The sequence below is a fragment of the Streptomyces sp. NRRL WC-3626 genome, from assembly GCF_000718785.1.
GTDB classification, from domain to species: Bacteria; Actinomycetota; Actinomycetes; order Streptomycetales; family Streptomycetaceae; genus Streptomyces; species Streptomyces edwardsiae.
The window spans coordinates 95,594-119,028 of sequence record NZ_JOCA01000014.1; the positions used below are offsets into that span (position 1 = coordinate 95,594).

Annotated in this window: 21 protein-coding genes, 1 tRNA gene and 1 pseudogene; 13 read left to right on the plus strand and 10 right to left on the minus strand. The window is 74.2% G+C overall.

All coding sequences use genetic code 11. The features are described 5' to 3' along the window. The first annotated feature begins 29 nt into the window (after nucleotides 1–29). The 3 genes from IF28_RS0121695 (at nucleotide 30) to fdh (ending at nucleotide 5,164) form a co-directional block, all read left to right on the plus strand. Nucleotides 30–896 (plus strand): 4Fe-4S dicluster domain-containing protein, encoded by an 867-nt coding sequence (locus IF28_RS0121695; protein WP_030222992.1) that lies wholly within the window; start codon nucleotides 30–32, stop codon nucleotides 894–896. Further along, nucleotides 893–1,852 (plus strand): NrfD/PsrC family molybdoenzyme membrane anchor subunit, encoded by a 960-nt coding sequence (gene nrfD, locus IF28_RS0121700; protein WP_234325306.1) that lies wholly within the window; start codon nucleotides 893–895, stop codon nucleotides 1,850–1,852. The genes IF28_RS0121695 and nrfD overlap by 4 nt, the downstream gene beginning before the upstream one ends. A gap of 66 nt (nucleotides 1,853–1,918) precedes the next feature. Further along, nucleotides 1,919–5,164, plus strand: a complete 3,246-nt coding sequence (gene fdh, locus IF28_RS0121710; protein WP_234325308.1) for a formate dehydrogenase — start codon at nucleotides 1,919–1,921, stop codon at nucleotides 5,162–5,164. Nucleotides 5,165–5,167: 3 nt separating this feature from the next. Here the strand turns inward: fdh and selD are convergent, their stop codons facing one another. Continuing rightward, entirely contained in the window at nucleotides 5,168–6,184 is a 1,017-nt protein-coding gene (gene selD / locus IF28_RS0121715) for a selenide, water dikinase SelD (protein WP_030223004.1), read from the minus strand. A 55-nt stretch (nucleotides 6,185–6,239) separates the two neighbouring features. Here selD and IF28_RS39260 point away from each other — a divergent pair. Beyond that, a tRNA-Sec gene (locus IF28_RS39260) sits at nucleotides 6,240–6,332 on the plus strand. A 29-nt stretch (nucleotides 6,333–6,361) separates the two neighbouring features. Here IF28_RS39260 and IF28_RS0121720 read toward each other — a convergent pair. Further along, nucleotides 6,362–8,107 (minus strand): annotated as a pseudogene (locus tag IF28_RS0121720) (SelB C-terminal domain-containing protein); the annotation flags it as partial. After that, nucleotides 8,104–9,444, minus strand: a complete 1,341-nt coding sequence (selA, locus tag IF28_RS0121725; protein WP_030223011.1) for an L-seryl-tRNA(Sec) selenium transferase — start codon at nucleotides 9,442–9,444, stop codon at nucleotides 8,104–8,106. The gene selA and the pseudogene IF28_RS0121720, both read right to left, overlap by 4 nt. 170 nt (nucleotides 9,445–9,614) lie before the next feature. On the opposite strand from selA, the gene IF28_RS0121730 reads away from it, so the two are divergent. Further along, nucleotides 9,615–10,022, plus strand: coding sequence for a hypothetical protein (locus IF28_RS0121730; RefSeq protein WP_030223014.1), 408 nt, complete (start codon nucleotides 9,615–9,617; stop codon nucleotides 10,020–10,022). Nucleotides 10,023–10,148: 126 nt separating this feature from the next. Here IF28_RS0121730 and IF28_RS0121735 read toward each other — a convergent pair whose 3' ends face one another. Continuing rightward, nucleotides 10,149–11,168, minus strand: a complete 1,020-nt coding sequence (locus IF28_RS0121735) for a hemolysin family protein (RefSeq protein ID WP_030223017.1) — start codon at nucleotides 11,166–11,168, stop codon at nucleotides 10,149–10,151. Next, nucleotides 11,165–12,502: a hemolysin family protein gene (locus IF28_RS0121740; protein ID WP_030223019.1), complete on the minus strand. Its 1,338-nt coding sequence runs from the start codon at nucleotides 12,500–12,502 to the stop codon at nucleotides 11,165–11,167. Before IF28_RS0121740 ends, IF28_RS0121735 begins: the two co-directional genes overlap by 4 nt. 299 nt (nucleotides 12,503–12,801) lie before the next feature. On the opposite strand from IF28_RS0121740, the gene IF28_RS0121745 reads away from it, so the two are divergent. Both IF28_RS0121745 and IF28_RS0121750 read left to right on the plus strand, forming a co-directional pair. After that, nucleotides 12,802–13,761: a sporulation protein gene (locus IF28_RS0121745; RefSeq protein WP_030223022.1), complete on the plus strand. Its 960-nt coding sequence runs from the start codon at nucleotides 12,802–12,804 to the stop codon at nucleotides 13,759–13,761. Between the two features lie 79 nt (nucleotides 13,762–13,840). Then, nucleotides 13,841–14,296 carry a tellurite resistance TerB family protein gene (locus IF28_RS0121750; RefSeq protein WP_030223025.1) on the plus strand — a complete coding sequence of 152 codons (456 nt, stop codon included), beginning with the start codon at nucleotides 13,841–13,843 and terminating at the stop codon, nucleotides 14,294–14,296. Nucleotides 14,297–14,315: 19 nt separating this feature from the next. Here IF28_RS0121750 and IF28_RS0121755 read toward each other — a convergent pair whose 3' ends face one another. Beyond that, on the minus strand, nucleotides 14,316–15,248 hold the full coding sequence (locus IF28_RS0121755; RefSeq protein ID WP_030223028.1) for a M56 family metallopeptidase: 933 nt from the start codon (nucleotides 15,246–15,248) through the stop codon (nucleotides 14,316–14,318). Nucleotides 15,249–15,255: 7 nt separating this feature from the next. Next, complete coding sequence (locus IF28_RS0121760; RefSeq protein ID WP_078621305.1) at nucleotides 15,256–15,687, minus strand: BlaI/MecI/CopY family transcriptional regulator; 432 nt, start codon at nucleotides 15,685–15,687, stop codon at nucleotides 15,256–15,258. 107 nt (nucleotides 15,688–15,794) lie between these two features. Between IF28_RS0121760 and IF28_RS0121765 the strand changes: the two genes are divergently transcribed. From IF28_RS0121765 to IF28_RS0121780, 4 genes are all read left to right on the plus strand, one after another. After that, nucleotides 15,795–16,028, plus strand: coding sequence for a twin-arginine translocase TatA/TatE family subunit (locus IF28_RS0121765; RefSeq protein WP_037893716.1), 234 nt, complete (start codon nucleotides 15,795–15,797; stop codon nucleotides 16,026–16,028). A 129-nt stretch (nucleotides 16,029–16,157) separates the two neighbouring features. Further along, a complete protein-coding gene (locus IF28_RS0121770) occupies nucleotides 16,158–16,613 on the plus strand; it encodes a cyclic nucleotide-binding domain-containing protein (RefSeq protein WP_030223035.1) in 456 nt (151 codons plus the stop codon). Between the two features lie 5 nt (nucleotides 16,614–16,618). Then, on the plus strand, nucleotides 16,619–17,281 hold the full coding sequence (locus IF28_RS0121775; protein ID WP_030223038.1) for a CBS domain-containing protein: 663 nt from the start codon (nucleotides 16,619–16,621) through the stop codon (nucleotides 17,279–17,281). Nucleotides 17,282–17,531: 250 nt separating this feature from the next. Further along, a complete protein-coding gene (locus tag IF28_RS0121780; RefSeq protein WP_037893719.1) occupies nucleotides 17,532–18,350 on the plus strand; it encodes a hypothetical protein in 819 nt (272 codons plus the stop codon). Nucleotides 18,351–18,487: 137 nt separating this feature from the next. Here the strand turns inward: IF28_RS0121780 and IF28_RS0121785 are convergent, their stop codons facing one another. Next, nucleotides 18,488–19,552, minus strand: a complete 1,065-nt coding sequence (locus IF28_RS0121785; protein ID WP_078621314.1) for an MGDG synthase family glycosyltransferase — start codon at nucleotides 19,550–19,552, stop codon at nucleotides 18,488–18,490. 250 nt (nucleotides 19,553–19,802) lie between these two features. On the opposite strand from IF28_RS0121785, the gene IF28_RS0121790 reads away from it, so the two are divergent. Together IF28_RS0121790 and IF28_RS0121795 are read left to right on the plus strand one after the other, a co-directional pair. Next, complete coding sequence (locus IF28_RS0121790; RefSeq protein ID WP_030223047.1) at nucleotides 19,803–20,705, plus strand: DMT family transporter; 903 nt, start codon at nucleotides 19,803–19,805, stop codon at nucleotides 20,703–20,705. Nucleotides 20,706–20,718: 13 nt separating this feature from the next. Next, nucleotides 20,719–21,453: a polysaccharide deacetylase family protein gene (locus tag IF28_RS0121795; RefSeq protein ID WP_051713823.1), complete on the plus strand. Its 735-nt coding sequence runs from the start codon at nucleotides 20,719–20,721 to the stop codon at nucleotides 21,451–21,453. Between the two features lie 65 nt (nucleotides 21,454–21,518). Here IF28_RS0121795 and IF28_RS0121800 read toward each other — a convergent pair whose 3' ends face one another. Together IF28_RS0121800 and IF28_RS0121805 are read right to left on the minus strand one after the other, a co-directional pair. Then, the gene (locus tag IF28_RS0121800; protein WP_234325317.1) at nucleotides 21,519–22,355 is read right to left on the minus strand and encodes an SGNH/GDSL hydrolase family protein; all 837 of its coding nucleotides are present in this window, start codon (nucleotides 22,353–22,355) and stop codon (nucleotides 21,519–21,521) included. 122 nt (nucleotides 22,356–22,477) lie between these two features. After that, complete coding sequence (locus IF28_RS0121805) at nucleotides 22,478–23,428, minus strand: ion transporter (protein WP_030223054.1); 951 nt, start codon at nucleotides 23,426–23,428, stop codon at nucleotides 22,478–22,480. Nucleotides 23,429–23,435 lie beyond the last annotated feature (7 nt).

The following is a 23,435-nucleotide window of genomic DNA, read 5'->3' on the forward strand; positions in this document are numbered from 1 at the left end:
GGGGGCCCGGCCGAGCAGGAGGTCCCCGTATGACGGACGACATCGCACGCGCCGCGGGACACACCGATCCGCCGCCGCGCATGGGCTTCTTCACGGACACCTCGGTGTGCATCGGCTGCAAGGCGTGCGAGGTGGCCTGCAAGGAGTGGAACGCCGTCCCCGAGGACGGTCTCGACCTCACCGGCATGTCGTACGACAACACACAGGGCCTCGGCGCGAGCACCTGGCGGCATGTGGCGTTCATCGAGCAGACCGCGCCGCCCGCCGGTCACGAGAACGTGGACGTCTTCGACGCGGCCCGCGGTCTCTCCGCCTCCGACACGCCCGGCGAACTGCGCTGGCTGATGTCCTCCGACGTGTGCAAGCACTGCACGCACGCCGCCTGTCTGGACGTGTGCCCGACCGGCTCCCTGTTCCGCACGGAGTTCGGCACGGTCGTCGTGCAGGAGGACATCTGCAACGGCTGCGGCTACTGCGTGCCCGCCTGCCCGTACGGCGTCATCGACCAGCGGCCGGGCGACGGGCGCGCCTGGAAGTGCACCCTGTGCTACGACCGGCTCGGTGAGGGCATGGAACCGGCCTGTGCCAAGGCCTGCCCGACCGACTCCATCCAGTTCGGCCCGCTGGACGAACTGCGGGAGCGCGCCGCCGGCCGGGTGGCGCAGCTGCACGCGGCGGGCACGGTCGACGCGCGCCTGTACGGCGAGGACCCGGGTGACGGGGTCGGCGGCGACGGCGCGTTCTTCCTGCTGCTGGACCAGCCGGAGGTGTACGGGCTGCCTCCCGACCCGGTCGTCACCACCCGTGATCTGCCGGCCATGTGGCGGCACGCCGCGGCCGCCGGCGCCTCACTCGCCGCGCTGGCCGTGGCCAGCTTCGTCAGGAGGTCCCGATGAGCCGGTCCCGGGAAGGGTTCAAGGGCGGCGGGCGGCGCCGTGGACGCGGGGAGCGGGCCATGGTCCCGGACGCGGAGTTCTCCTCGTACTACGGCCGGCCGATCCTCAAGAAGCCCACCTGGAAGCTGCTGGACGTGGGCGGCTATCTCTTCCTCGGCGGTCTCGCCGGGGCCTCCTCGCTGCTGGCCGCCGGGGCGCAGCTCACCGCGCGGCCGGCGCTGGGCCGGACGGCGAAGGTGGGGGCGGCGGGGGCGATCTCCCTGTCGCTGGCCGCGCTGGTGCACGACCTGGGCCGGCCGGAACGGTTTCTGAACATGCTCCGTGTCATCAAGCCGACGTCGCCGCTGAACCTGGGGTCGTGGCTGCTGGCGGGCTACGCGCCGCTCACGATGGCGGCGGCCGCCGCCGACGTCGCGGGCAGGTACCGGACGGCGGGCGCCGCCGCGACGGGGTGCGCCGCCGCGCTCGGTCCGGCGGTGGCGACGTACACGGCCGTGCTGCTCGCCGACACGGCCGTGCCGTCCTGGCACGCGGGCCACCGTGAGCTGCCGTTCGTGTTCGCCGGTTCCGGCGCCACGGCGGCGGCCGGCTGGGCGCTGCTGACGGCACCGGTGGACGAGGCGGGTCCGGCACGCCGTATGGCCGTCCTGGGCGCGGTGCTCGAGGTGGGCGCCTTCCGGCTGATGACGGGCCGCATGGGGCTGGTGGCCGAGCCCTACGAGGAGGGCCGGCCGCGTACGCTGCTGCGCACCGCCGAGGTGCTCACGGCCGGCGGGGCCGCGCTCGCCGCCTGCGCGGGCCGGCGCGGCCGGGCGCTCGCCGCCGTCGCCGGAACGGCCCTGCTGGCCGGCTCGGCGTGTCTGCGGCTCGGTGTGTTCCGGGCCGGGGTGGCCTCGGCCGAGGACCCGAAGTACACGGTCGTACCGCAGCGGGAGCGGCTCGAAGCCGCCGGATGAGGAATGGACCGCGGGCGGGCGGGTACTCCGCCACCGCCTACGGCACTTCCGGGAAGGGCGGGCGTCATGGGCGTACGCACATGGATCGATTCCTGGCCGGTCTACCGCCAGCTCACGGGCACCGACCCGCTGGGGCGCGGCGCCGCCGCCAGGAGCGGGCGAAGCGAGCGGCTGACGCCCCGGACCGCCACCGCCGACCGGGTGGTGAAGTCGGTCTGCCCCTACTGCGCCGTCGGCTGCGGTCAGAACGTGTACGTGGAGGACGGGCGCGTCACCCAGATCGAGGGCGACCCCGACTCCCCCGTCTCGCGCGGCCGGCTCTGCCCCAAGGGCTCGGCCAGTCTGCAGCTGACCACCGGCGACGCCCGCGAGCAGCAGGTGCTGTACCGGCGCCCGCACGGCACCGGATGGGAGCGTCTCGGTCTCGGCGAGGCGATGGACATGATCGCCGACCGGGTGATCGAGGCCCGCCGGGCGGGCTGGCAGTGGGAGGTCGACGAGGCGCGTACCCGGCGTACCCTCGGCATCGCGAGCCTGGGCGGGGCCACGCTCGACAACGAGGAGAACTACCTCATCAAGAAGCTGTTCACCGCGCTGGGCGCCGTACAGATCGAGAACCAGGCGCGTATTTGACACTCCTCCACCGTTCCCGGTCTGGGAACCTCGTTCGGACGCGGTGGCGCGACCACCTTCCAGCAGGACCTGCAGCACTCCGACTGCATCGTCATCCAGGGCTCGAACATGGCCGAGTGCCATCCGGTCGGGTTCCAGTGGGTGATGGAGGCGAAGGCGCGGGGGGCGAAGGTGGTGCACGTGGACCCGCGGTTCACCCGCACCAGCGCCCTGGCCGACCTGCACGTGCCGCTGCGGGCCGGCTCGGACATCGCGTTCCTGGGCGGGATCATCCGTCATGTCCTGGAGAACGAGGCGTTCTTCCGCGACTATGTGGCCGCGTACACCAACGGGCCGGTGATCCTGCGGGAGGACTTCCGCGACACCGAGGACCTCGACGGCGTCTTCTCGGGGCTGGACGGCGACGGCCGCGCCTACGACCCGAGCAGCTGGCAGTACGAGGGCGTCGACGTCCAGGCGGCCTCGGGGCAGCGCGACCAGCTGTTCGAGGAGCGTACGGTCACGGAGGCCGCGCGGGGTGAGTCACACGGCTCCGGCGGTGCCTCGATCCCGCCGGGCGAGCCGGAACGCGACGAGACGATGACCCACCCGCGCTGTGTGCTGCAGGTCCTCAAGCGGCACTACGCCCGCTACACGCCCGAGGCGGTCGAGCGGATCTGCGGGGTCCCCCAGGACGTGTTCCGTCAGGTGTGCGAGCTGGTCACGGAGAACTCCGGGCGGGACCGCACCACCGCGTTCGCGTACGCGGTCGGCTGGACGCAGCACACGGTCGGGGTGCAGTACATCCGGGCGGCGTCCGTGCTGCAGAGCCTGCTGGGCAACATCGGCCGGCCGGGCGGCGGGATCCTCGCGCTGCGCGGGCACGCCTCCATCCAGGGCTCGACGGACATCCCCACACTGTTCAACCTGCTGCCCGGCTACATCCCGATGCCGCACGCGCACGAGCGGCAGGACCTGGACGCCTTCATCCGGGCCGACGCCTCGGGCAAGGGCTACTGGGGCAACATGCGCGCCTATCTGGTGAGCCTGCTCAAGGCGTACTGGGGCGACGCGGCGAGCGCGGAGAACGACTACTGCTTCGACTATCTGCCACGCCTGACCGGCTCCCATTCGACGTACGAGACGGTCATGGCCCAGCTGGACGGCAGCTGCAAGGGCTACTTCCTCATGGGCGAGAACCCGGCGGTCGGCTCCGCCAACGCCAAGCTGCAGCGGCTCGGCATGGCGAACCTGGACTGGCTCGTCGTACGGGACTTCTCCCTCATCGAGTCGGCCACCTGGTGGCAGGACGGTCCCGAGATCGAGACGGGTGAGCTGCGCACCGAGGACATCGGCACGGAGGTGTTCTTCCTGCCGGCCGCCGCGCACACCGAGAAGGACGGCAGCTTCACCAACACCCAGCGGCTGCTGCAGTGGCACCACCAGGCGGTCGAGCCGGCCGGGGAGACCCGCAGCGACCTGTGGTTCACCTTCCACCTCGGGCGGATCATCCGGGAGAAGCTCGCCGCGTCCACCGATCCGATGGACCGGCCGCTGCTCGACCTGACGTGGGACTACCCGACGAAGGGCCCGCTCGCCGAGCCGGACGCCGAAGCCGTGCTGGCCGAGATCAACGGCCACGACGCCGACGGCGCGCCGCTCGCGGGCTACGAGCAGCTGAAGGACGACGGCTCGACCACCTGCGGCTGCTGGATCTACTGCGGAGTGCGGGCCGACGGCGTCAACCAGGCCGACCGCCGCACCCCCGGCGGCGAACAGAACTGGGTCGCCCCCGACTGGGGCTGGGCCTGGCCCGCCAACCGGCGGGTGCTGTACAACCGCGCCTCGGCCGACCCGGAGGGCAGGCCGTGGAGCGCGCGCAAGGCGCTGGTGTGGTGGGACGCGGAGGCGGGCGAGTGGACCGGGCACGACGTCCCCGACTTCACGAGGGACAGGTCACCCGACCACCGGCCGGCCCGGGACGCGACCGGACCGGACGCGCTGTCCGGCACCGACGCGTTCATCATGCAGGCCGACGGCAAGGCATGGCTGTACGTCCCGTCCGGCCTCACCGACGGACCGCTGCCGACGCACTACGAGCCGCAGGACTCCCCGTTCCCCAATCTGCTGTACGGCCGTCAGCGCAATCCGGTACGGCATCTGCCGCCGCCGCACCCGGACAACCGCTATCAGCCGAGCGGCGGCGAACCGGGCGCGGAGGTCTTCCCGTACGTCGCCACCACCTACCGGCTGACCGAGCATCACACGGCGGGCGGCATGTCCCGCTGGCAGCCGTACCTGGCGGAGCTGCAGCCGGAGTTCTTCTGCGAGGTGTCACCGGCGCTCGCCGCCGAGCGGGGCCTGGAGCACACCGGCTGGGCGACGATCGTCAGCGCCCGCGCGGTGATCGAGGCCCGGGTGCTGGTCACCGACCGCATGGCGACGCTGACCGTGCACGGCCGCCCCCTGCACCAGGTGGGGCTGCCCTACCACTGGGGCCCGAACGGCTACAGCACGGGCGACGCGGCCAACGAGCTGCTGCATCTGTCGCTCGACCCCAACACGCACATCCAGGAGGCGAAGGCGTTCGCCGTGGACATCCGGCCGGGGCGGCGTCCGCGCGGCCCGGCGGCCCGGGGGCTGGTGCGCGCCTACCGGGAGCGGGCGGGCATCGACGAGAACACCGGTACGGAGCCCTGAGACTCACCTCAGCACGACGGAGTGCGCGCCCCTCGCCACGAGTTCGCCGACGACCGGGGCGCCCGGCACCTCCCCGGCGACGAGCAGCCCGCCCGAGGTCTGGGCGTCGGCCAGGAGCAGCCGGGTGGCGTCGTCCGCGGACCCGAAGTCGGTGAACGGCGTCACCCAGTCCAGGTTCCGCCGGGTGCCGCCGCTGACGTAGCCGTCCCGCACGGCCTCGCGGGCGCCGTCGAGGTAGGGCACGGCGGCGGTGTCGACGACGGCGGTGACGTTCGAGGCGCGGGCGAGTTTGTGCAGATGGCCGAGGAGGCCGAAGCCGGTGACGTCGGTGGCGCAGGTCGCGCCGGCGGCGAGGGCGGCGGCGGCAGCGTCCCGGTTGAGGGCCGTCATCGTGGCCACCGCCTGCGCGAACCGCTCGCCGGTGGCCTTGTGCCGGTTGTTGAGCACGCCCAGGCCGAGGGGTTTGGTGAGCGACAGGGGCACGCCCGGGCGGCCGGTGTCGTTGCGCAGCAGCCGGTCCGGGTCCGCGAGTCCGGTGACGGCCATGCCGTACTTGGGTTCCGGGTCGTCCACGCTGTGGCCGCCGCCCACGTGGCAGCCCGCCTCGGCCGCGGTCTCCAGTCCGCCGCGCAGGACTTCGCGTGCCAGCTCGAACGGCAGCACGTCGCGGGGCCAGGCGAGCAGGTTGACGGCGACGACGGGCCGTCCGCCCATCGCGTACACGTCGGAGAGGGCGTTGGCCGCGGCGATACGGCCCCAGTCGTAGGGGTCGTCGACGACGGGGGTGAAGAAGTCGGCGGTGGACACCACGGCCTCGCGCCGCCCCGGCAGGGCGACGACGGCCGCGTCGTCGCCGGTGGCGAGCCCGACCAGGAGCGGGATGTCGTCGGCGGCCGCCACGGGCGCGGCGAGTCCGGCGAGCACGTCCTCCAGCTCGCCCGGCGGAATCTTGCAGGCGCAGCCGCCGCCGTGCGCGTACCGGGTGAGGCGTACGGGTGCCCGCGTGGGGGAGTTCGTCAACGTGGGCTCCTTGTCGGGGTTCGGGGCGGGTGAGCCGGTAGCCTGGGCGGGCGGTGGAGGCGTGTGGGTGCCTGGTGGCCCTCCCGGTCTTCAAAACCGAGGTGCCCGGGGATCTCGGGCAGGCGGGTTCGATTCCCGTCCGCCTCCGCTCCGGCAGCGCCGGAGCTGGTCGTCCACCCGCTCGGTGAGCCCCTTCTCGTCCAGGAACTCCAGCAGCGGTACGGCGACCCGGCGCGTGGTGTCGAGGGCCCGGCGGGCCGCGCTCAGGGTGAACGGCTGGGGCAGGGCGCGCAGTACGGCGGCGGCGCGGGTGTCCGCGCCCGGCAGCAGGACGATGCCGTCGCCGACCCGCAGCAGCGCGCCCGCGGTGACCGCGGCGGCGAGTTCCCTGCGGCCCAGGCCCAGTTCGGCCAGCCGGCCGGCCTCCGGGGCGTGGAAGGGCGACCGCTCCAGCTCCTCCCGGAGGGTGTCGACGGCGGCCCGGACCGGGGGCGGGAGCACGGGTTCCCGCCGCTGCCGGTGCAGCCGTCCCCTGCTGCGGCTCAGTGTCACCGGGCCCGGGACGTCGGCGAGGGCGTCGACCAGGGCCCGGTCGGGCAGTTCGAGCAGCCGCCTGGCCTCCTCGGTGGGCAGGCCGGGCTCCAGCGGGCGGTCCACGGCGTGCCGTGCGACTTCCTCGCCGAGCCGGTTCCGCAGCGCCGTCCAGTGCTCCGGGTCGGCCAGCCAGTCACCGGCGACCGGTGGCGCGGGGGCGGGTGCCCCCATGGCCTCGAGCTCCGTACGGCGGACGAGCAGGCGCCGCCGCAGTTCCGCCGCGCCGTCGGGACGGCCGGTCATGCCGTCCAGTTCGGCCGCGCGCGTGCGGGCCGCGCCACGCCGGGTGAGCGGGGGCGGCCGGACGTCCAGCACGGTCACCCCGCGCGGGGGGTGGCGCCGGCCGCCGGGTTCGCGCAGTACCGCGCGGTCGCCGATCCGCAGGGGCAGCTCCCGTGCGAGGGTCAGCCGGGCCGTGTCCGCGCCGAGCGGCCGGACGGTCACCGGCACGGCCGCCGTACCGATGTGCAGGGTGGACGCGCGGGGCAACTCCTCGACGGGCGTCGTGCCGATCCGGACGTCGACCGTGGCGGCCGGCAGCCAGCGGTCCGGTGTCAGCAGCACCTGTCCGCGCCCGAGTACGGCGTCGGGGGCGCCGTGGACGTTGACGGCCACCCGTGCCACACCGCCGACGGCGTCCCGTTCCTCGTTCAGGCACTGCAGTGCGCGCACCCGCACGGTGGTCGTGCCGTCCCCCGTCACCAGCCGGTCGCCGGTGCGCAGGGTGCCCGCGCCGAGGGTGCCGGTGACGACCGTGCCGTGACCGCGCACGGTGAAGGAGCGGTCGAGCCACAGCCGTACATCCGCGTCGGCGGGCGGCACGGGCAACGCGCGGGCCAGCGTGGCGAGTTCCTTGCGCAGTCGGTCCACTCCCCCGCCGGTCACCGCGCTCACCGCGACCGTGGGCACCGCGCCGAGGGTGGTGGCGGCGAGGCGTTTCGCGGCGTCCGCGCGGACGGGTCCGGGGTCCGCCAGGTCGCTGCGGGTGACGGCGAGGACGGCGTGGCGCACCCCGAGCGCGTCGAGGATGTCGAGGTGTTCCTGCGACTGTTCCTGCCAGCCCTGGTCGGCGGCGACCACGAACAGCACGGCCGGTACGGGCCCGACGCCGGCGAGCATGGTGGCGACGAACCGTTCGTGGCCCGGCACGTCGACGAGGGCCAGATGTTCGCCGTCCGGCGGGTCGAGGCGGGTCCATACGAAGCCGAGGTCCAGGGTGAGGCCCCGGCGCCGCTCCTCCGCGAACCGGTCGGGTTCCATTCCGGTGAGTGCCCGCGCGAGGGCGGACTTCCCGTGGTCGACGTGTCCGGCGGTGGCGAGCACCCTCATGGGGCCCACCGTCCCTCCACCGACCGGACGGCGTCGGTGAGTCGCTCGTCGTCCTCTTCCGGTACCGCCCGCAGGTCGAGCAGGCAGCGCCCGGCCTCCAGGCGTCCCGCGACGGGGACCGGACCGGTGCGCAGGGCCGCCGCGTAGGGTTCGGGCAGGGACAGGGCGGCGCTGGGCAGGATCACACCGGGGGCTCCGCCGCCGCCCACGGTCGCCCCGCTCGGCACGGCCCGTACGTCGACGCCGTCGGCGCGCAGCAGCGCGGCGAGCCGCTCGGCGCGCCGGTTCAGCTCCGCCGGGTCGGCGGCGAGCGCTTCGGCGGTGGGGGTGGCGGGGCCGTCGAGGGTGGCTTCCAGGGCGGCGAGGGTCAGCTTGTCGACGCGCAGGGCGCGGGCGAGCGGGTGCCGGAACAGCGCGCGGATCAGGTCCTCGCGGCCGAGGAGGAGTCCGCACTGGGGGCCGCCGAGCAGTTTGTCGCCGCTCGCGGTGACGAGTGCCGCCCCCGCTGTCAACTGGCTGTGGGCGTCCGGCTCCTCGGGGAGCAGGGGGTGACGGGTGAGCAGTCCGGATCCGATGTCGACGACCACCGGGACGCCCAGGTCGGCGAGTTCGGTGATGTGCGCGGCGCGGGTGAAGCCGGTGATACGGAAGTTGGAGGGGTGCACCTTCAGTACGAAGGCGGTGTCCGGGCCGACGGCGTCGGCGTAGTCGGCGGCGGTGGTGCGGTTGGTGGTGCCGACCTCGCGCAGCCGGGCGCCGGTGGAGACCAGCAGATCGGGCAGGCGGAAGCCGTCGCCGATCTCCACCAGCTCGCCCCGGCCGACGACGATCTCCCGTCCGGCGGCGAGCGCGGTGGCGGCCAGCACCAGGGCGGCGGCCCCGTTGTTGACGACGTGCACGGCGTCGGCGGCCGGCACGGCGGCGCGCAGGGCGGCCAGCGCGGTACGGCCCCGGCGTGCCCGTACGCCGGTGTTCAGGTCGAGTTCGACGTCGGTGGGTCCGGCGGCGTCCGCCACCGCCTGCCGGGCCGCCGCGGAGAGCGGGGCCCGGCCGAGGTTGGTGTGCAGGACCACTCCGGTGGCGTTGAGCACCGGGCGCAGTCCGCCGGCCGACCCCGGCAGCAGCGCCACGGCGGTGTCGGCCACGGCCTCCGGCGGTACGGCGCCCTCGCGGGCCCGCTGCTGGGCCCGGTGGACGGCCGACTTCACCCGTCCGGCCCCGAGCCGGTCCACCGCCCGCAGCAGCCGGGGATCACGCAGTACGGCGTCGGTGCGCGGGATGTGCCGTCGTACGTCCGTGCCGTCGTCCGTCGCGCCGGGTGCGCCCCGTTGCTCCACCCCGGTCGCCTCCGTTCAGCCCGCTGCCGCCGGTCGGTCTCCCATCGTCCTCCAGTGCCCCGGGACGGGGACCCGACACGCCGGGCGGCTCCTCCCGCCGGGGTTCCGTGCGGTGTCCGGTGCGGACACCGCGCAGTACGCTGGCCGCATCCGGCCGGCGGGAGCTCGCGATGTGGAAGCGCAGGAAGCACGCCCGGAGCGGCCAGACCCTGCCGCTGGAACTGTGCGACCTCTGCGGGAGAACGTTCCCGGCGGGTGACGCGGTGGTCGGCCATGTCGCGGACTCGTCCTCCGCCCATCCCACCGACGACTGGTCCGACGGCCTGCGCCGGGTGACGGCCTGCTGCGGGACGCATCTCGACATGATCCGCGAGACGTACCGGCGCCGCCCGTTCGTGGAGGAGGAGCTGTGGGCGGCGAAGATCACCCGGGCGCTGACGTCCGGCCCTCCGGTCCTGTCCATGGTCCAGCTGGCCCGCCGGACCGGGCTGCACGAGCCGGACATCCGGCGGGCGATCGCCTGGCACAACGAACGACGCCGGCGGACGGACGGAGCCGGCCCCCCGGGGCCGGCCTGACGCTCCGCGCCGCCGCCCGGGAGGCCCGGCCCCGGACCCTCAGCCCCCAGGGCCCGGCAACCGACGACAACGCCGCAGATGCCCGTGCCGGACCCCGCGACCCCGGCACGATCCGCCGGACAGGCCTCAGGCCGCCTGGGGCTGCAGGAAGCGGGCCAGGAGGTCGTCGAGGCTGACCATGCCGGTGAGCCGGCCCGTACTGTCGCGGACCACGGCGAGGGAGGCCCGGCGGCGGCGCAGCAGATCGATCGCGTCGGCGACGGTGGCGTCGTCCGTCAGCTCCGGCACCGGGCGGGCGAGCGCGCGGGCACCGGCCGCCCGTCCCCGGGAGCGGGCCACCACGGCGTCACGCGCGTGCACCGAACCGAGGACCACGCCCTGCTCGCGCACCAGCAGCCGGGTGCGGTCGTGCTCCGCCGCGATCCGCAGGATCTCGTCCACGCCGGCGCCGCCGTCCACCGAGACGATCTCGGACTCCGGCACCTGCAGCTCCCGCACCGGGGTCTCCGGTTCGGTGAGCGAACGCGTCAGCAGCTCCGAGTCCGTCTCGCTGATCAGGCCGAGCCGCTCGGACTCCGCGACCAGATGGGTGAGCTGTTCCCGGTCGTGGACCGGGGCCAGCTCGTCGCGCGGGGTGACCCGGCACAGCCGTACAAGGGCGTTGCTCATCCTGTTCAGCACCGAGATCAGCGGCCGTACGGACTTCACCACGGCCCGGAAGGGCGGCGAGAGCAGCATCGCGGACCGCTCGGGGTGGGCGATGGCCCAGGACTTGGGGGCCATCTCGCCGACCACCATGTGCAGGAACACCACCACGATCATGGCGACGGCGAAGGCGACGCCGTAACTGACCGCGCTGGGCAGGCCCAGCCGGTGCAGCAGCGGGTCGAGTTCGTGCGAGATCGCCGGCTTGGACACCGAGCCGAGGCCCAGGGTGCAGACGGTGATGCCGAGCTGGGCGCCGGCCAGCATCAGGGACAGCTCGCGCATACCGGCGAGGGCGGCCTTGGCGCCGCCCCGGCCCTCGGCGGCGGCCTTCTCCATGCGGTGCCGTTTGGCGGCGACCAGCGCGAACTCGGCGGCCACGAAGAATCCGCTGCCGATCAGCAGCAGCACGGTGACGAAGAGCGCCATCGGGAAACTCATGCCTGCTCCTCCGTCTCACGGACCACTCGGCTGATCCTCACGCGTTCGGGCACATGCCGGTCGAGGGTGCGTACGTCGATCACGGCGCCGTCCCCGTCGGGCAGCCGCAGCGTGAGCCGGTCCCCGATGGCGGGGAAGCGGCCGAGCCGGTCGACGACCAGGCCGGCCACGGTGTCGTAGTCGTCCTCCTCGGGCAGTTCGACGCCGGTGGCCTCGGCCACCTCGTCCAGCCGGCGGCCCGCGTCCACCAGCCAGCCGTCGCCGTCCGCGACGGCGACCCGGGTGACGGTGTCGGTCTCGTCGGCGATGTCGCCGACGAGTTCCTCGGCGATGTCCTCGTAGGTGACGATGCCGGCCACACCGCCGTGCTCGTCCAGGACGACCGCGAACTCGTCGTCGCGCTCCCGCATCTGGGTGACGGCGTCGGGCAGCGGGAGGGTGTCGGGCAGCAGCAGCGGGCGGCGGGCGACCGCGCCGGCCGTGGTGCCGGTGAGCCGGTCGGCGGGCAGCCGCATCAGCTCGGCCACGCCGAGGACGCCGCCGACGTCGTCGGGGTGGTCGCCGAGCACGGGGTAGTTCGAGTGCCCGTACTTGGCGATGAGGTCGACCGCCTCGGCGGCGGTGGCGTCGGCGCGGACGAAGACGGCGTCCACGCGGGGCACCATCACCTCGTCCAGCGTCCGGTCGGAGAACTCCAGGGCGTGGTCGAGCAGTGCGGCGGTGTCCTCGGGCAGCGCGCCCTGTTCATGGGACTCGCCGATCAGATGGCCGAGCTCCTCGAGGGTGGCGCCGTGGTGCAGCTCCTCCACCGGTTCGATGCCGACCCGGTGCAGCAGCCGGTTCGCCGCGCCGTCGAAGACGCGCACGAGGGGGCCGACGACTTTGAGGTAGGCGAGGGTGGAGCCGGCCAGTGCCTTCGCGAGACGCTCGGGGACGGCGATGGCGAGGTTCTTCGGGGCCAGTTCGCCGAGCACCATCTGGACGACCGTGGCCAGCACGAAGGCCAGCACGACGGAGATGCCGCTCACGGCCGCGTCGGGCAGGCCCGTGCCGGACAGGGCGGGCCTCAGCAGCGCGGACACCGAGGGTTCGGCGATGAAGCCGACGACCAGTCCGGTCACGGTGATGCCGAGCTGCGCGCCCGACAGCATGAAGGACAGCCGCTCCAGCACCGTGAGGGCGCGGGCGGCCTTGCGGTCGCCGGCGGCGGCCTCGCGCGCGAGGGCGAGGCGGTCGGCCGAGACGTAGGCGAATTCCTGGGCGACGAAGTATCCGGTACCGGCCGTCAGGACGAACACGGCGAGTAGGCCCAGCAGGGCGTTCGCGGCACTCATCGAACACCATCCCGCCGTGTGCCGTGTCCAGGGGGTTCCTGGCGGGATGGTCGGGGACTGTGCCCCGGAGGGTCCGTCGGTCTGCCGGACAAGTACGTGCTCCTTCTGTGGGTGTACGGAGGGTCAACGATCGCGGCCGGGACCGTGTTCCCCGTACCCGCAACTGTAAAGGAGAGGCAAAGTACGGCCCGGCCCCACCCTTCTATGCTTCTACTCGCTTGTAGAAGTTATATCGCGTGCCGCCGTCCGTGCGGCACCCCTTTCATGGCACATACGCACGTTAAGGAGTGGACGCCACCATGGTGTTCAAACGACTGCTCGGCTCGCTCGGCGTGGGCGGCCCCACCGTCGACACGGTGCTGGACCCCGGCCCGGTCCTGCCCGGCGGGGCGCTCAGCGGCCAGGTCCGTCTCGAGGGCGGCCAGGCCGCGTTCGACGTCGAGGCCATCACGCTGGAGCTGGTGGCGCGGGTCGAGACCGAGCGGGAGGAGGGCGAGCACGAGGGCGCCGTCGTCTTCGAGCGGTTCACGGTCGGCGGCGGCTTCCGGCTCGGCGAGGGCGAACAGCTCGCCGTGCCGTTCGGTGTGACGCTGCCGTGGGAGACGCCGGTCACCGAGCTGTACGGACAGCCGCTGGGCATCGTGCTCGGCGTACGGACCGAGCTGTCGGTGGCGGGGGCCAGGGACAAAGGCGACATGGACCGGCTGACCGTCAGCCCGCTGCCCGCGCAGGAGGCGGTCCTGGAGGCGTTCGGGGCGCTCGGCTTCGGTTTCCGGTCGGCCGACCTGGAGTACGGCCACATCGGCGGCACCGGGCAGCGGCTGCCGTTCTACCAGGAGATCGAGATCACCCCCTCCGCGCAGTACGCGCACCGGGTGAACGAGGTCGAGGTGACCTTCCTGGCCGGTCCGGACGGCATGGAGGTCGTCCTGGAGGCCGACAAGCGCGGGGGGCTGTTCTCCGAGGGCCATGACGCGCTGACCGTGTTCCGGGTCGGCCATCACGACTCCCGGGACTGGACCGCCGAGGTGGACGGCTGGATGCGCGAGCTGGTCGAGCGCCCGGCGCCCCATGTCCCGCACCACTCCTCCGCCGGCCATCACCACCAATCCTCGGGCCCCGGCGTGGGGACGGCCGTCGCGGCGGGTGCCGCCGGGCTGGCGGTCGGGGTCGTCGGGGGCATGGTCGCGGCCGAGGTCGTGGACGAGATCGGGGACTTCTTCGAGGGCGACGAGGAGGGCGGCGAGGAGGAGGAGTGACTTCTACATTAGTGTAGAAGAACCGGGCGCCCGGAGATCTTTCAGGCCGGGCGCCCTCCCGACCACGTACGGAGTTCTCATGGCCCTGTGGGACCGCTTCAAGGAGTCCGCATCCCAGATGCAGACCCAGCTGACGGCGAAGAAGAACGATCTGAAGAGCGGCGCCTTCCGCGACGCCAGCATGGCGATGTGCGCGCTGGTGGCGGCGGCCGACGGGTCGGTCGACCCGTCCGAGCGGCAGCGCGTGGCCCAGCTGATCGCGGGCAACGAGGTGCTGCAGAACTTCCCCGCCGACGATCTGCGCCGCCGCTTCGAGGAGAACATCGGCAAGCTGACCGCCGACTTCGCCTTCGGCAAGGTGAGCGTCCTGCAGGAGATCGCCAAGGCGAAGAAGAAGCCCGCCGAGGCGCGCGCGGTCATCCAGATCGGCATCGTCATCGGCGGCGCCGACGGCGACTTCGACAAGGACGAGCGGGCCGTGGTCCGCGAGGCCTGCTACGCCCTCGACCTGCCGCCGCACGAGTTCGACCTCTGAACGGGCCGGCCGCCGCGGGTCACAGGGGGGTGGCCGCGTACAGGATGAGGACCATCGTCACGGCGGAGTTCGCCGACGACATCGCGGACACGGCGGTCCCCGCGGCGGCCCCCCACACCGCGAGGCCGGCCAGGGTGAACAGCGACGGCAGCCGGCGCGCCGCCGGCGCGGGCCCCAGCAGGGCCGCCACCCGGCGCGGCACCGGGCCCGCCGCGGCGAGGCCGGCGAGCGTCGCCACGGGGGTACCGCGTGACACCAGGGCCGCCTTGCCGATCGCCCGCGCCACGGTACGGCGGCTGCCGACCGTCCGCGCCGCCTCCTCGTCCGCCCACCGCTCCGCCGTATAGGCCACCGCCGTGCGCAGCGGACGCAGGAAGGGGTTGGCGCGCGCGGCCAGCTGGACGGCGAGCAGGAAGCGGTGGTGACGGGCGGCGAGATGGGCGCGTTCATGGGCGAACAGCGCCCGGCGCTCGCCTGGTTCCAGACGCTCCAGCAGCGCCGTGCTCACCACGACACGGTCCCGCCGGCCGCCCGGCAGCGCGTAGGCGTAGGGGACGTCGTCCGGCAGGACCGCCGTCTCCGTGCCGCGCAGCCCGGCCAGCGCCCGGTGGGCGCGGCGGCGCACCCGCCCGTGCCGCCACAGCGTCCGCGCGCATGCCGTGAGCACGGCGCACAGGGCGGGGATCGCCGCCTTCCCGGCCACCTCGTCGTACGGCACCGCGGCCCGCACCTCGGGGTCCGACCAGCCGTCGGGCAGCGGGTTGCCGGGCAGCTGGGCGGTGCCCACGACCATCAGCAGCCCCAGACAGACCGTGCTGCAGACCGCCATCACCGCGGCGACCCCGGTCAGCAGCCGGGTCGCCGTGCGCGGATGCAGATGCTGCTCGGCGAGGCGCGCGATGGGCCACGCCGTCAGGGGCAGCACCAGTGGCAGTAGGACGAACACCCCCATGGCGGCCTCAGACTTCCCCTTCGTCCTGCGTCTGGCGCAGCAGTTCGCGCAGCAGGCGTTCGTCGTCCGGTCCGAGACCGGTGACGAAGCTCGCCAGCACCGCCTCCCGGTCGCTCTCCGCGTCCAGCACCCGGCGCATCCGGTGGGCGGCGAGGCCCGCCTGGTCGGACGCGGACGTCCAGGCGAAGGACCGGCCCGTACGCTCCCGGGTGACCACGCCCTTGGCCAGCAGCCTGGTCAGGATGGTGATGACGGTCGTATAGGCGAGGTCGCCGCCGAGGCGCTCCTGCACCCGGCCGGCCGTCGCCGGACCGTCCGCCTCCCGCAGCGCCGCCAGGACCAGTGCCTCCAGCTCACCCTGCCCACGGCGCCGGGAACCCTCCCGCTGCTCCGTCACGCCCGCCTCCCTTCCGCCGCCGCCTGTTCGCCGGGCAGACATCGTATAGACGCCCGCGGAATCCGTACGCCGGACCGCCCCCGCCGTTCTCTACAGTGATGTAGATTCTGCCCGGGCCGTCCGTGCCACGGAGAAGGAGCTTTGCACCCATGTTCGGACTGAGCGAACTGGCCGTCATCCTCATCGTCGTCATAGCGGTCCTCGCCGCCAAGAAGCTCCCGGAACTGACCCGCTCGGCGGGCAAGTCGGCCCGCATCCTCAAGGCCGAGGCCCGCGCGATGAAGGAGCGGGAGGAGACGCCCGGGACTCCCGGGGCCCCGCGCGTCATCCAGGGCGAGACGCTGCCGCCGCGCACCGCGGAGGACACCCCGCCACGGCCCTGATGGGGCCCAACGGCCCCCTGTCGGGGCCGGTCGGCCCGTGGTGTCTCCTCCGGGGCGGTCGCACGCTGGCATCGAGGGCCGCGAAGTCGCCCGTTCGGCTCCGGCGGCAGCCACCGAGAGGAGACGGCGATGACTTCCACCACCACGCTGACCGCGGGTCTCCCGGCCGAGTACCGGGACCGGCTGATGGACCACGCCCGCGAGGTCTCCTTCGGCGCCGGGGTGCGGCTGTTCGAGGAGGGCCGGCGCGCCGACCGGTTCTGGATCGTGCGGACCGGATCCGTCGCCCTCGACCTTCAGGTGCCCGGCCACCGCGCGGCGGTGATCGAGTCGCTGGGCCACGGTGAGCTGATCGGCTGGTCCTGGCACTACCCGCCGTGCCTGTGGCACCTGGGCGCCGGGACCACCACCCCCGTACGGGCCTGGGAGTTCGACGCGGAGGGCGTACGCGCGCTGTGCGCCGCGGACGCCGAACTCGGCCGGATGATCGCCGTGTGGGTCGGCCGGGTGGTCGCCCAGCGGCTGCACGCGACCCGGGTACGGCTGCTCGACCTGTACGCCCCCTACGGCAGCGGAAGCAGGTGACCGCCGTGAACGGCAGCCCGTACACCGTGGGCGACGTCATGACGCGTGCCGTCGTGGCGGTCGGCCGCGACACCCCGTTCAAGGACGTCGTCCGGCTGATCCAGGAGTGGAAGGTCAGCGCGCTGCCCGTGCTGGAGGGCGAGGGCCGGGTCGTCGGCGTCGTCTCCGAGGCCGATCTGCTGCCCAAGGAGGAGTTCCGCGACAGCGACCCCGACCGGCTCACCCAGTTGCGCCGGCTGTCCGACCTGGCCAGGGCGGGGGCGCTGACCGCCGGGGAGCTGATGAGCAGCCCCGCCGTCACCGTCCACGCCGACGCGACCGTCGCCCAGGCGGCCCGGGTGATGGCACGGCTCCGGCTGAAGCGGCTGCCCGTCGTGGACGGCGAGGGGCTGCTGCGGGGCGTCGTCAGCCGGGTAGACCTGCTGAAGGTGTTCCTGCGCCCGGACGACGAGATCGCCGGGGAGGTCCGGCGGGAGGTCGTCGGCCGGCTCTTCCCGTCCCCGCCCGGCACGGTCGGGGTGGAGGTGGCCGACGGCGTCGTCACCCTCACCGGACGCGTCCCCGACACCTCCCTCGTGCCCGTCGCCGCCCGCGCGGTGCGCGCCGTCGAGGGGGTCGTGGACGTGGAGTTCAAGGTCGCGGACGGGGCTCTGACGGCAGGGCGGTAGCGCAACCCGTGTCACCCGCCGGGCGGACAGGGTTCCCGCACGCGGCGCAGGGCGTGTTTCGCGGCCGCGGTGAAAGGTGAATCCGACACTGACGTGGACGCCACGGCGCGGTCGCCGCGAGTGCCGGGCGGCCGTGGCCGCGTACCCGCCGGGGGCGCTGTGTCGGCGTACCCTTCGGCTCGCGGACCGCGCGGGTGGCAGTGGCGGCCGCGTCCGGGTGCGTACAGGCGAGCCGACGAAGGAGCGCACCGTGAGGCGTCATCTGCGCGCGTTCCGGCGTGGCTGGGAGTGGCTGGGCGCCGATACGCTGCTGCGGCGGGGCCGTGACCTCGAACTGATGCACAGGGCCATGGGGTTCGCCACGCTGGCGCTCGTCACTCTGGCGCCCCTGTTCATCGTGATCGCCGCCGCCGATCCGCTCGGGCGGGGCGGGTTCGCCGCCTGGCTGGCGGACGGCATGGGGCTGTCCGGCCGGTCGTCACGCGTGCTCACGAAGATCATCAGCCCGCCGCGCAAGGTCGTCGGCACGACCAGCGTGTGGGGTGTGGTGGCTCTCGCCGCGTTCGGCATCCCGTTCGGCGGCAGTGTGCAGAACGGTTTCGAGCGGATCTGGAACCTGCCCCCCGGCCCCTGGCACCGGATCTGGCGCCAGGCGACCTGGCTGTGCGTGCTGACCGCGTTCCTCTACCAGGAGGCGCAGACCCGCGGCGCCCTGCACGGGCCGGAGCGGATCACCCTGTCCCTGGTGACGGGCGTCCTGTTCTTCTGGTGGGGGCAGCGCTTCCTGCTGGGCGGCCAGGTCCGCTGGTGGCACCTGCTGCCGGGCGCGCTCGCCACGATGGCGGGCCTGATCGGTCTGCGGGGCTTCTCCTACTTCGTCTTCACCCCGCTGATCGTGGACAACGCGATCAGCTACGGCACGGTCGGTGTCGTCCTCGTCGTCGAGTCGTGGCTCATCGGCGTGGGCTTCGTCATCTACGGCGGCGCCCTGTTCGGCCGCTGGCTCCTGGACCACCACGGCCACCGCTGGACCACCGGGGACACGCAGGCGCCGCCCGCGGACGCCTGACACGCTCCGCGCGGACCTGCCGGCGGGTGCGGCCACCCGTTCCCCCGAGGGTGCCGGCCGGGGCGGGGCCCCCTGCGCGCACGCTTCCGGGCGCCCCGCCGATCGCACACGTGAGGCGCGTTCCCGGTCCGGGCCCGTCACGCGTGTGCCATCGCGCCGAGTGCCGTCACCCGGGTCAGTGCGTCCGCGTGGAAGAGTTCACGGCCGCGTGTGGTGCGTCGGTCTCGGTGGGGGCCGTCCGGGGCCAGGCGCCGCAGGGCGTTCAGCAGGGCGGCGGGGTCGGGGGCGAGCTCCGAGGCGCCGAGTGCCGCCATGCGTCGTACGCCCTCCGCGCCGTGACCGGGCAGCGGGCGGTAGCCCACCACGGGCAGTCCGGCGGCGAGGGCCTGTACGGCGGTCTGGCCGGCCGCGTTGTCGACGAGGACGCGGGCCGCGTGCAGCAGGCCGGGCATGTCGGTGACCCAGTCCGGCACGAGCGCGCCGGGAACCCGGGCGAGGCGGGCCCGCAGGTGCGCGTTCCGGCCGCAGAGCACCACCGGGAGGAAGCCGGCGCCGACGAGCAGCCGGGCCGTCCCCTCCAGTTCCGAGGCCGCGCCCCAGGCGCCCGCCGACAGGACGACGGGCGGGCGCCCCGGGGCGTACGCCCCGAAGCGCCGGCCCCACGCCTGTGCGCCCGCGCCGGGGGCGGAGAAGCCGGGGGCCACGACGGGCCCCGTCGCCTCGGCGGGCACCGGGACGGTCTCGCGCACGGTCCGCGCGGCCTCGTCGGTGAGGCAGAGGTAGAGGTCGTTGCCCGGGTGGAGCCATTGCCGGTGGACGGCGAAGTCGGTCAGGAGGACGGCGCTCGGGGGCCGCAGCAGCCGCCGTTCCCGCAGGTGGCCGGTCAGCTGGGCGGCCAGATGGAAGACGGGGACCACCACGTCGGCGCCGGAACGTTCCGCGAGGTCGGTGAGACCGCCGCCCGCCAGCCGGGCGAGCGGGGTGCCGTCGGGCCGGCGGTGCGGTCCGGGGCGCAGCAGCGCGCGGTAGATACCCGCGTAGGCCCACGGGAAGTGCCGTATCGACGACCGGTAGAAGAGGCGCAGCCCCGTGCCCAGGCCGCGCGGGAGCAGTCGCAGGAGGTCCACGGCCTGGGCCTCGTGACCCTGCTCGCGGGCGCGGCGGGCGAGTTCGCCGGCCACGGTGTCGTGGCCGGCGCCCATGCTCGCGCTGACGATCAGCAGGCGCAGTCCGCGGTTGGCCGGGGCAGACCGGTGGGGCGCCGGAGACGGTGCGTGCACGGATGGCGGGTCTCCCTCCGCCACGTCGGCGAAACACCCTTTGCCGCGTTTCGGTGGCCGCGTCCGGGATACTCCCGGTGCCCCCTCCCCCCGCCGGACGCGCAGCCGAGGTGCACCATGACTCACCCTTCCGCCCCGCACGCCGCCGTGTCCGGCTGAGCGGCGGTACGGCGTGCTGGTCGTCGTACTGGCCCTGCTGGCGGCGCTGTCCAACGCCACCGCCTCGGTACTGCAGCGGCGGGCCGCGGCGGACGAGCCGGACGGCGGCGCGGGGACGCGCCAGGCCGTCCGCTGGCTGCGGAACGTACTGCGGCGGCCCCTGTGGGTGGCGGGTGCGGGGATGCTCGCGCTGTCCACCGTTCTGCAGGCGGCGGCCCTGGGCCTGGGCAGTCTCGCGCTGGTGCAGCCGCTGATGGCCGCCGAGCTGCTGTTCACGCTCGTCGTCGGCAGCGCGGTCTTCCATCGCCGTCCGGATCTGAGGACATGGCTGGCGTTCGCCGCGCTGGCCGCCGGGCTGGCGGCGTTCCTGACCTCGGCCGCCCCCACCACCGGCCGCTCCACGGCCTCCGCGGGGCGGTGGCTGGTGGCCGCGGGGGTGGTCCTGGGGGTCGTGGTGGTGCTGACGGTGATGTCCCGCGGGGTGCGCGGCGCACCCCGCGCGGCACTGCTCGGGCTGGCGTCCGCGGTGTCGTTCGCCCTGACGGCGGCGCTGCTGAAGGAGGTCACCGGCAGGCTCACGGACGGTGTGGGGACCCTGCTGACGACATGGCCCCTCTACGCGACGGCCGCCGCCGGGGGCGTCGCCTTCCTGCTGCTGCAGGCCGCGTTCCGGGCCGGGACGCTGGCGGCGTCCCAGCCCGCTCTGACCCTCGGTGACGCGCTGACGAGCGTGGCGCTGGGGTGGGCGCTGTTCGGGGAGCAGATCACGCTCGGGGTGCGGGTGGTGCCCGCGGTGGCGGGCCTGCTGCTCATCGGGGCGGGCACCGCCCAACTGGCGCGCGCCCCGTCGGTCTCCGGACACTGGGACGAGGCACCACGGCCGCCGGACACCGGCCCGGGCCGGCCGGTGCCGTGAGGAGTCAGCGCCGATGCCCCCCACCCTCCGGCACGCGACGGCCACCGTGCTCGCTCCGCTCGCCGCCGTCGGCGCGGCGCACATCGTCCCGGCGGCGACCTGGCTGCCCGTGGTGCGCAGCCGTCTCCCGCGCCTCGCCGGCGCCGGAGACCCCGCCCATGTGGCACTGACCTTCGACGACGGGCCCGATCCCGAGTCCACCCCGCGCTTCCTCGACGCCCTGGACGCGCTGGACGTCCGGGCGACCTTCTTCGTCCTGGGCGACGGCGTCGTACGGCATCCCGCCGTGGTGCGGGAGACGTTCCGCCGGGGGCACGAACTGGCCGTGCACGGCTGGAGCCACGACCGCCCCTGGCGGCCGGCCCCGGCGGACGACGTACGGTCCCTGCTGCGGGCGGCCGGCGCGGTCCTGGAAGCAACGGGCCGGCGCCCCCGCTGGTACCGCCCGCCCTACGGCATCCTCACCGGCGGACGCTGGGCCGCCGCGCGTACGGCGGGCCTGCGGCCGGTGCTGTGGAGCGTCTGGGGCAGGGACTGGACGGCCCGGGCCACCCCGGCGTCGGTGCGTACGGCCGTGACGGCCCATCTGCGCGGCGGCGAGACGGTCCTGCTGCACGACACGGACCGCATGTCGGCCCCGGACAGCTGGCGGGCCACACTCGACGCCCTCCCCGGCATGGTGGACGACTGCCGCACCGCGGGCCTCTCGATCGGCCCGCTCGCCGAACACGCGGTACGGGGCGTCTGAGGCGCCACCCGGCGGCACGCGCGTACGGCCGTGGCCGGCCGTGCCGGGACGCGGGAGCGCTCGGCTCACGCGTGCCCCGCGCGGACCGCCGCGGCCAGTGCACCGCCGATCGCCCGCGCTCCCGCGGCGTTGGGGTGCAGGGGTGCGGCCGGGCTGGTGGGGGCCACGCCCTCGATGTAGCGGTCGGCGGGAGCGGCGCAGGTGTCGTGGCCGATGCCCAGGGTGTAGGTGTCGACGAAGGCGGCGCCGTGCGCCTCGGCCATTCGGCGCAGTGCGTCGCCGAGGTGGCCGACCGCGCCCTGGAGGTAGTTGGCGTCCTGTTTCCAGAAGGGCTGTACGGGATGGCAGCCGTCGGCACGGAAGTAGTTGCCGTAGCCGACGACGAAGATCTCGGCGTTCGGCGCACGCCGGGTGATCTCGTCCAGGACGCCGGCGAAGACGGGCGCCCAGGCGTCGATGCGGGCCGCGACCCTGTCGGTGCCGCCCGCGGTGTTCCGCTCCGCGCAGCTGGTGCCGAGGGGCGGGGGCAGGACGTTGACACAGCGCAGCGCCTCGTCGAAGAGGCCGGTGTCGTTGCCGCCGATGGTGATGCTGACGAGGTCGGTGCCGGGCGTGAGCGCGTCGTACTGGGGCGGGGTGCCCGGGTACGGGGAGCCGCTCAGATGGCCGACGGTGGCGGCGGAGCAGCTGACGTCGGTGAGCCGCGCGCCGAGCGCCGCCGCGGCGATGCGCGGATAGCCGGCCAGGGAGCGCACGCACAGCGGGGCCGCCGGATCGGGCGGCGGCACCAGGGGCGCCGCCGCGTAGGAATCCCCGAGCGCGACGTACTCGAGTGGTTCGGCCGCGTCCGCGGCGGCCGACAGGGCGCCGGTGACCAGCAGGGTGGCGAGGGCGATGCGCACGATCTTCAAGGACGGCCTCCGTACGGCGGCCACGGGCATACGGTGCCGCCTCGCGACGAGCATGCCCGGACGGCCGTACCACCGCACGGCGGACGGCCGATCCGTACTCCCGCCGGATGACATCACGGTCGGGGACGGCGAGCCCGTCGCTCCGGACCCGGTACCGTCCGCGCGCCCGCCCGCTCCTCGCCTCCGAACGGCCCGCTCCCGGCGGCGAGGTCGCGTTCCAGGTCGTCCAGGGCCCTGCGGGCCGCCTCGATACGCAGGCGCAGCTGCTGTCCCTCCGCCGGCCGGCGCGCGGGTGGTGCCTCCCCTTCCCCCTCGTCCATGTCCCGGGCCTCCTCGAGTGAGGTGAGGACGACACCGATGAGGACGTTGACGAGGACGAAGGAGGCGAGCAGGACGTAGGAGGCGTAGTAGAGCAGGCTCCAGCGGGAGATCTCCAGTCCCGCGTGGACGGCGTCACCTATGCCGTCGAGCATCATCAGGAGGAAGAGCGTGAGGACGGCGCGGCCGATGGAGCCGTAGTGCTCGGGGTCGTGACGGCCGAAGAAGACCCAGCCGACCATCGCGTACATGTACAGCAGCAGCGCGCCGACGAGCAGAAAGCTCAGGGTGCCGGGCAGACTGCGGGCGACCGCGACGAGCACGATGCGCAGCTGGGGCAGGAAGCGGGCGGTGCGCAGCACCCGGGCCAGCCTGAGCAGCCGCAGCACGGTGGTGTTCTCACGGACGACGGGCAGCAGGGTGCACAGGATGACGGCGAGGTCGAAGAGGTTCCACGGGTCCTTGCCGAAGTCCCGGGGACGGTCGGCGTGGGCGGCCACGCGCAGCAGGATCTCGACGGTGAAGGCGGCCAGACAGGCGTGCTCGGCGAGCCGTAACCAGCGGTGCCACTCCTCGACGAGTCCGGAGTACGTCTCCAGGCCCAGCAGCGCGGCGTTGGTGAGGATCAGGGCGAAGACGGTGAGGGCGAACCAGCGGGCCTGCGTGATGTCACGGCAGGTGCGCGCGAGTCGCCGGCGCCCGGACGGGGCGGTGGATCCGACCGGGTGGTCTTGGTGCTGCGGCATCCTGCTG

Excerpts from the sequence above, each read along its gene's own strand:
- IF28_RS0121765 (WP_037893716.1), top strand. The coding sequence starts at position 15,795 with ATGTTCGGACTGAGCGAACTGGCCGTCATCCTCATCGTCGTCATAGCG.
- IF28_RS0121760 (WP_078621305.1), bottom strand. The coding sequence starts at position 15,687 with ATGTCTGCCCGGCGAACAGGCGGCGGCGGAAGGGAGGCGGGCGTGACG.
- IF28_RS0121745 (WP_030223022.1), top strand. The coding sequence starts at position 12,802 with ATGGTGTTCAAACGACTGCTCGGCTCGCTCGGCGTGGGCGGCCCCACC.
- IF28_RS0121805 (WP_030223054.1), bottom strand. The coding sequence starts at position 23,428 with ATGCCGCAGCACCAAGACCACCCGGTCGGATCCACCGCCCCGTCCGGG.
- IF28_RS0121695 (WP_030222992.1), top strand. The coding sequence starts at position 30 with ATGACGGACGACATCGCACGCGCCGCGGGACACACCGATCCGCCGCCG.
- nrfD (WP_234325306.1), top strand. The coding sequence starts at position 893 with ATGAGCCGGTCCCGGGAAGGGTTCAAGGGCGGCGGGCGGCGCCGTGGA.
- IF28_RS0121795 (WP_051713823.1), top strand. The coding sequence starts at position 20,719 with ATGCCCCCCACCCTCCGGCACGCGACGGCCACCGTGCTCGCTCCGCTC.
- IF28_RS0121755 (WP_030223028.1), bottom strand. The coding sequence starts at position 15,248 with ATGGGGGTGTTCGTCCTACTGCCACTGGTGCTGCCCCTGACGGCGTGG.
- IF28_RS0121740 (WP_030223019.1), bottom strand. The coding sequence starts at position 12,502 with ATGAGTGCCGCGAACGCCCTGCTGGGCCTACTCGCCGTGTTCGTCCTG.
- IF28_RS0121730 (WP_030223014.1), top strand. The coding sequence starts at position 9,615 with ATGTGGAAGCGCAGGAAGCACGCCCGGAGCGGCCAGACCCTGCCGCTG.
- IF28_RS0121735 (WP_030223017.1), bottom strand. The coding sequence starts at position 11,168 with ATGAGTTTCCCGATGGCGCTCTTCGTCACCGTGCTGCTGCTGATCGGC.
- IF28_RS0121770 (WP_030223035.1), top strand. The coding sequence starts at position 16,158 with ATGACTTCCACCACCACGCTGACCGCGGGTCTCCCGGCCGAGTACCGG.
- IF28_RS0121785 (WP_078621314.1), bottom strand. The coding sequence starts at position 19,552 with ATGGGCGCCGGCCACGACACCGTGGCCGGCGAACTCGCCCGCCGCGCC.
- IF28_RS0121750 (WP_030223025.1), top strand. The coding sequence starts at position 13,841 with ATGGCCCTGTGGGACCGCTTCAAGGAGTCCGCATCCCAGATGCAGACC.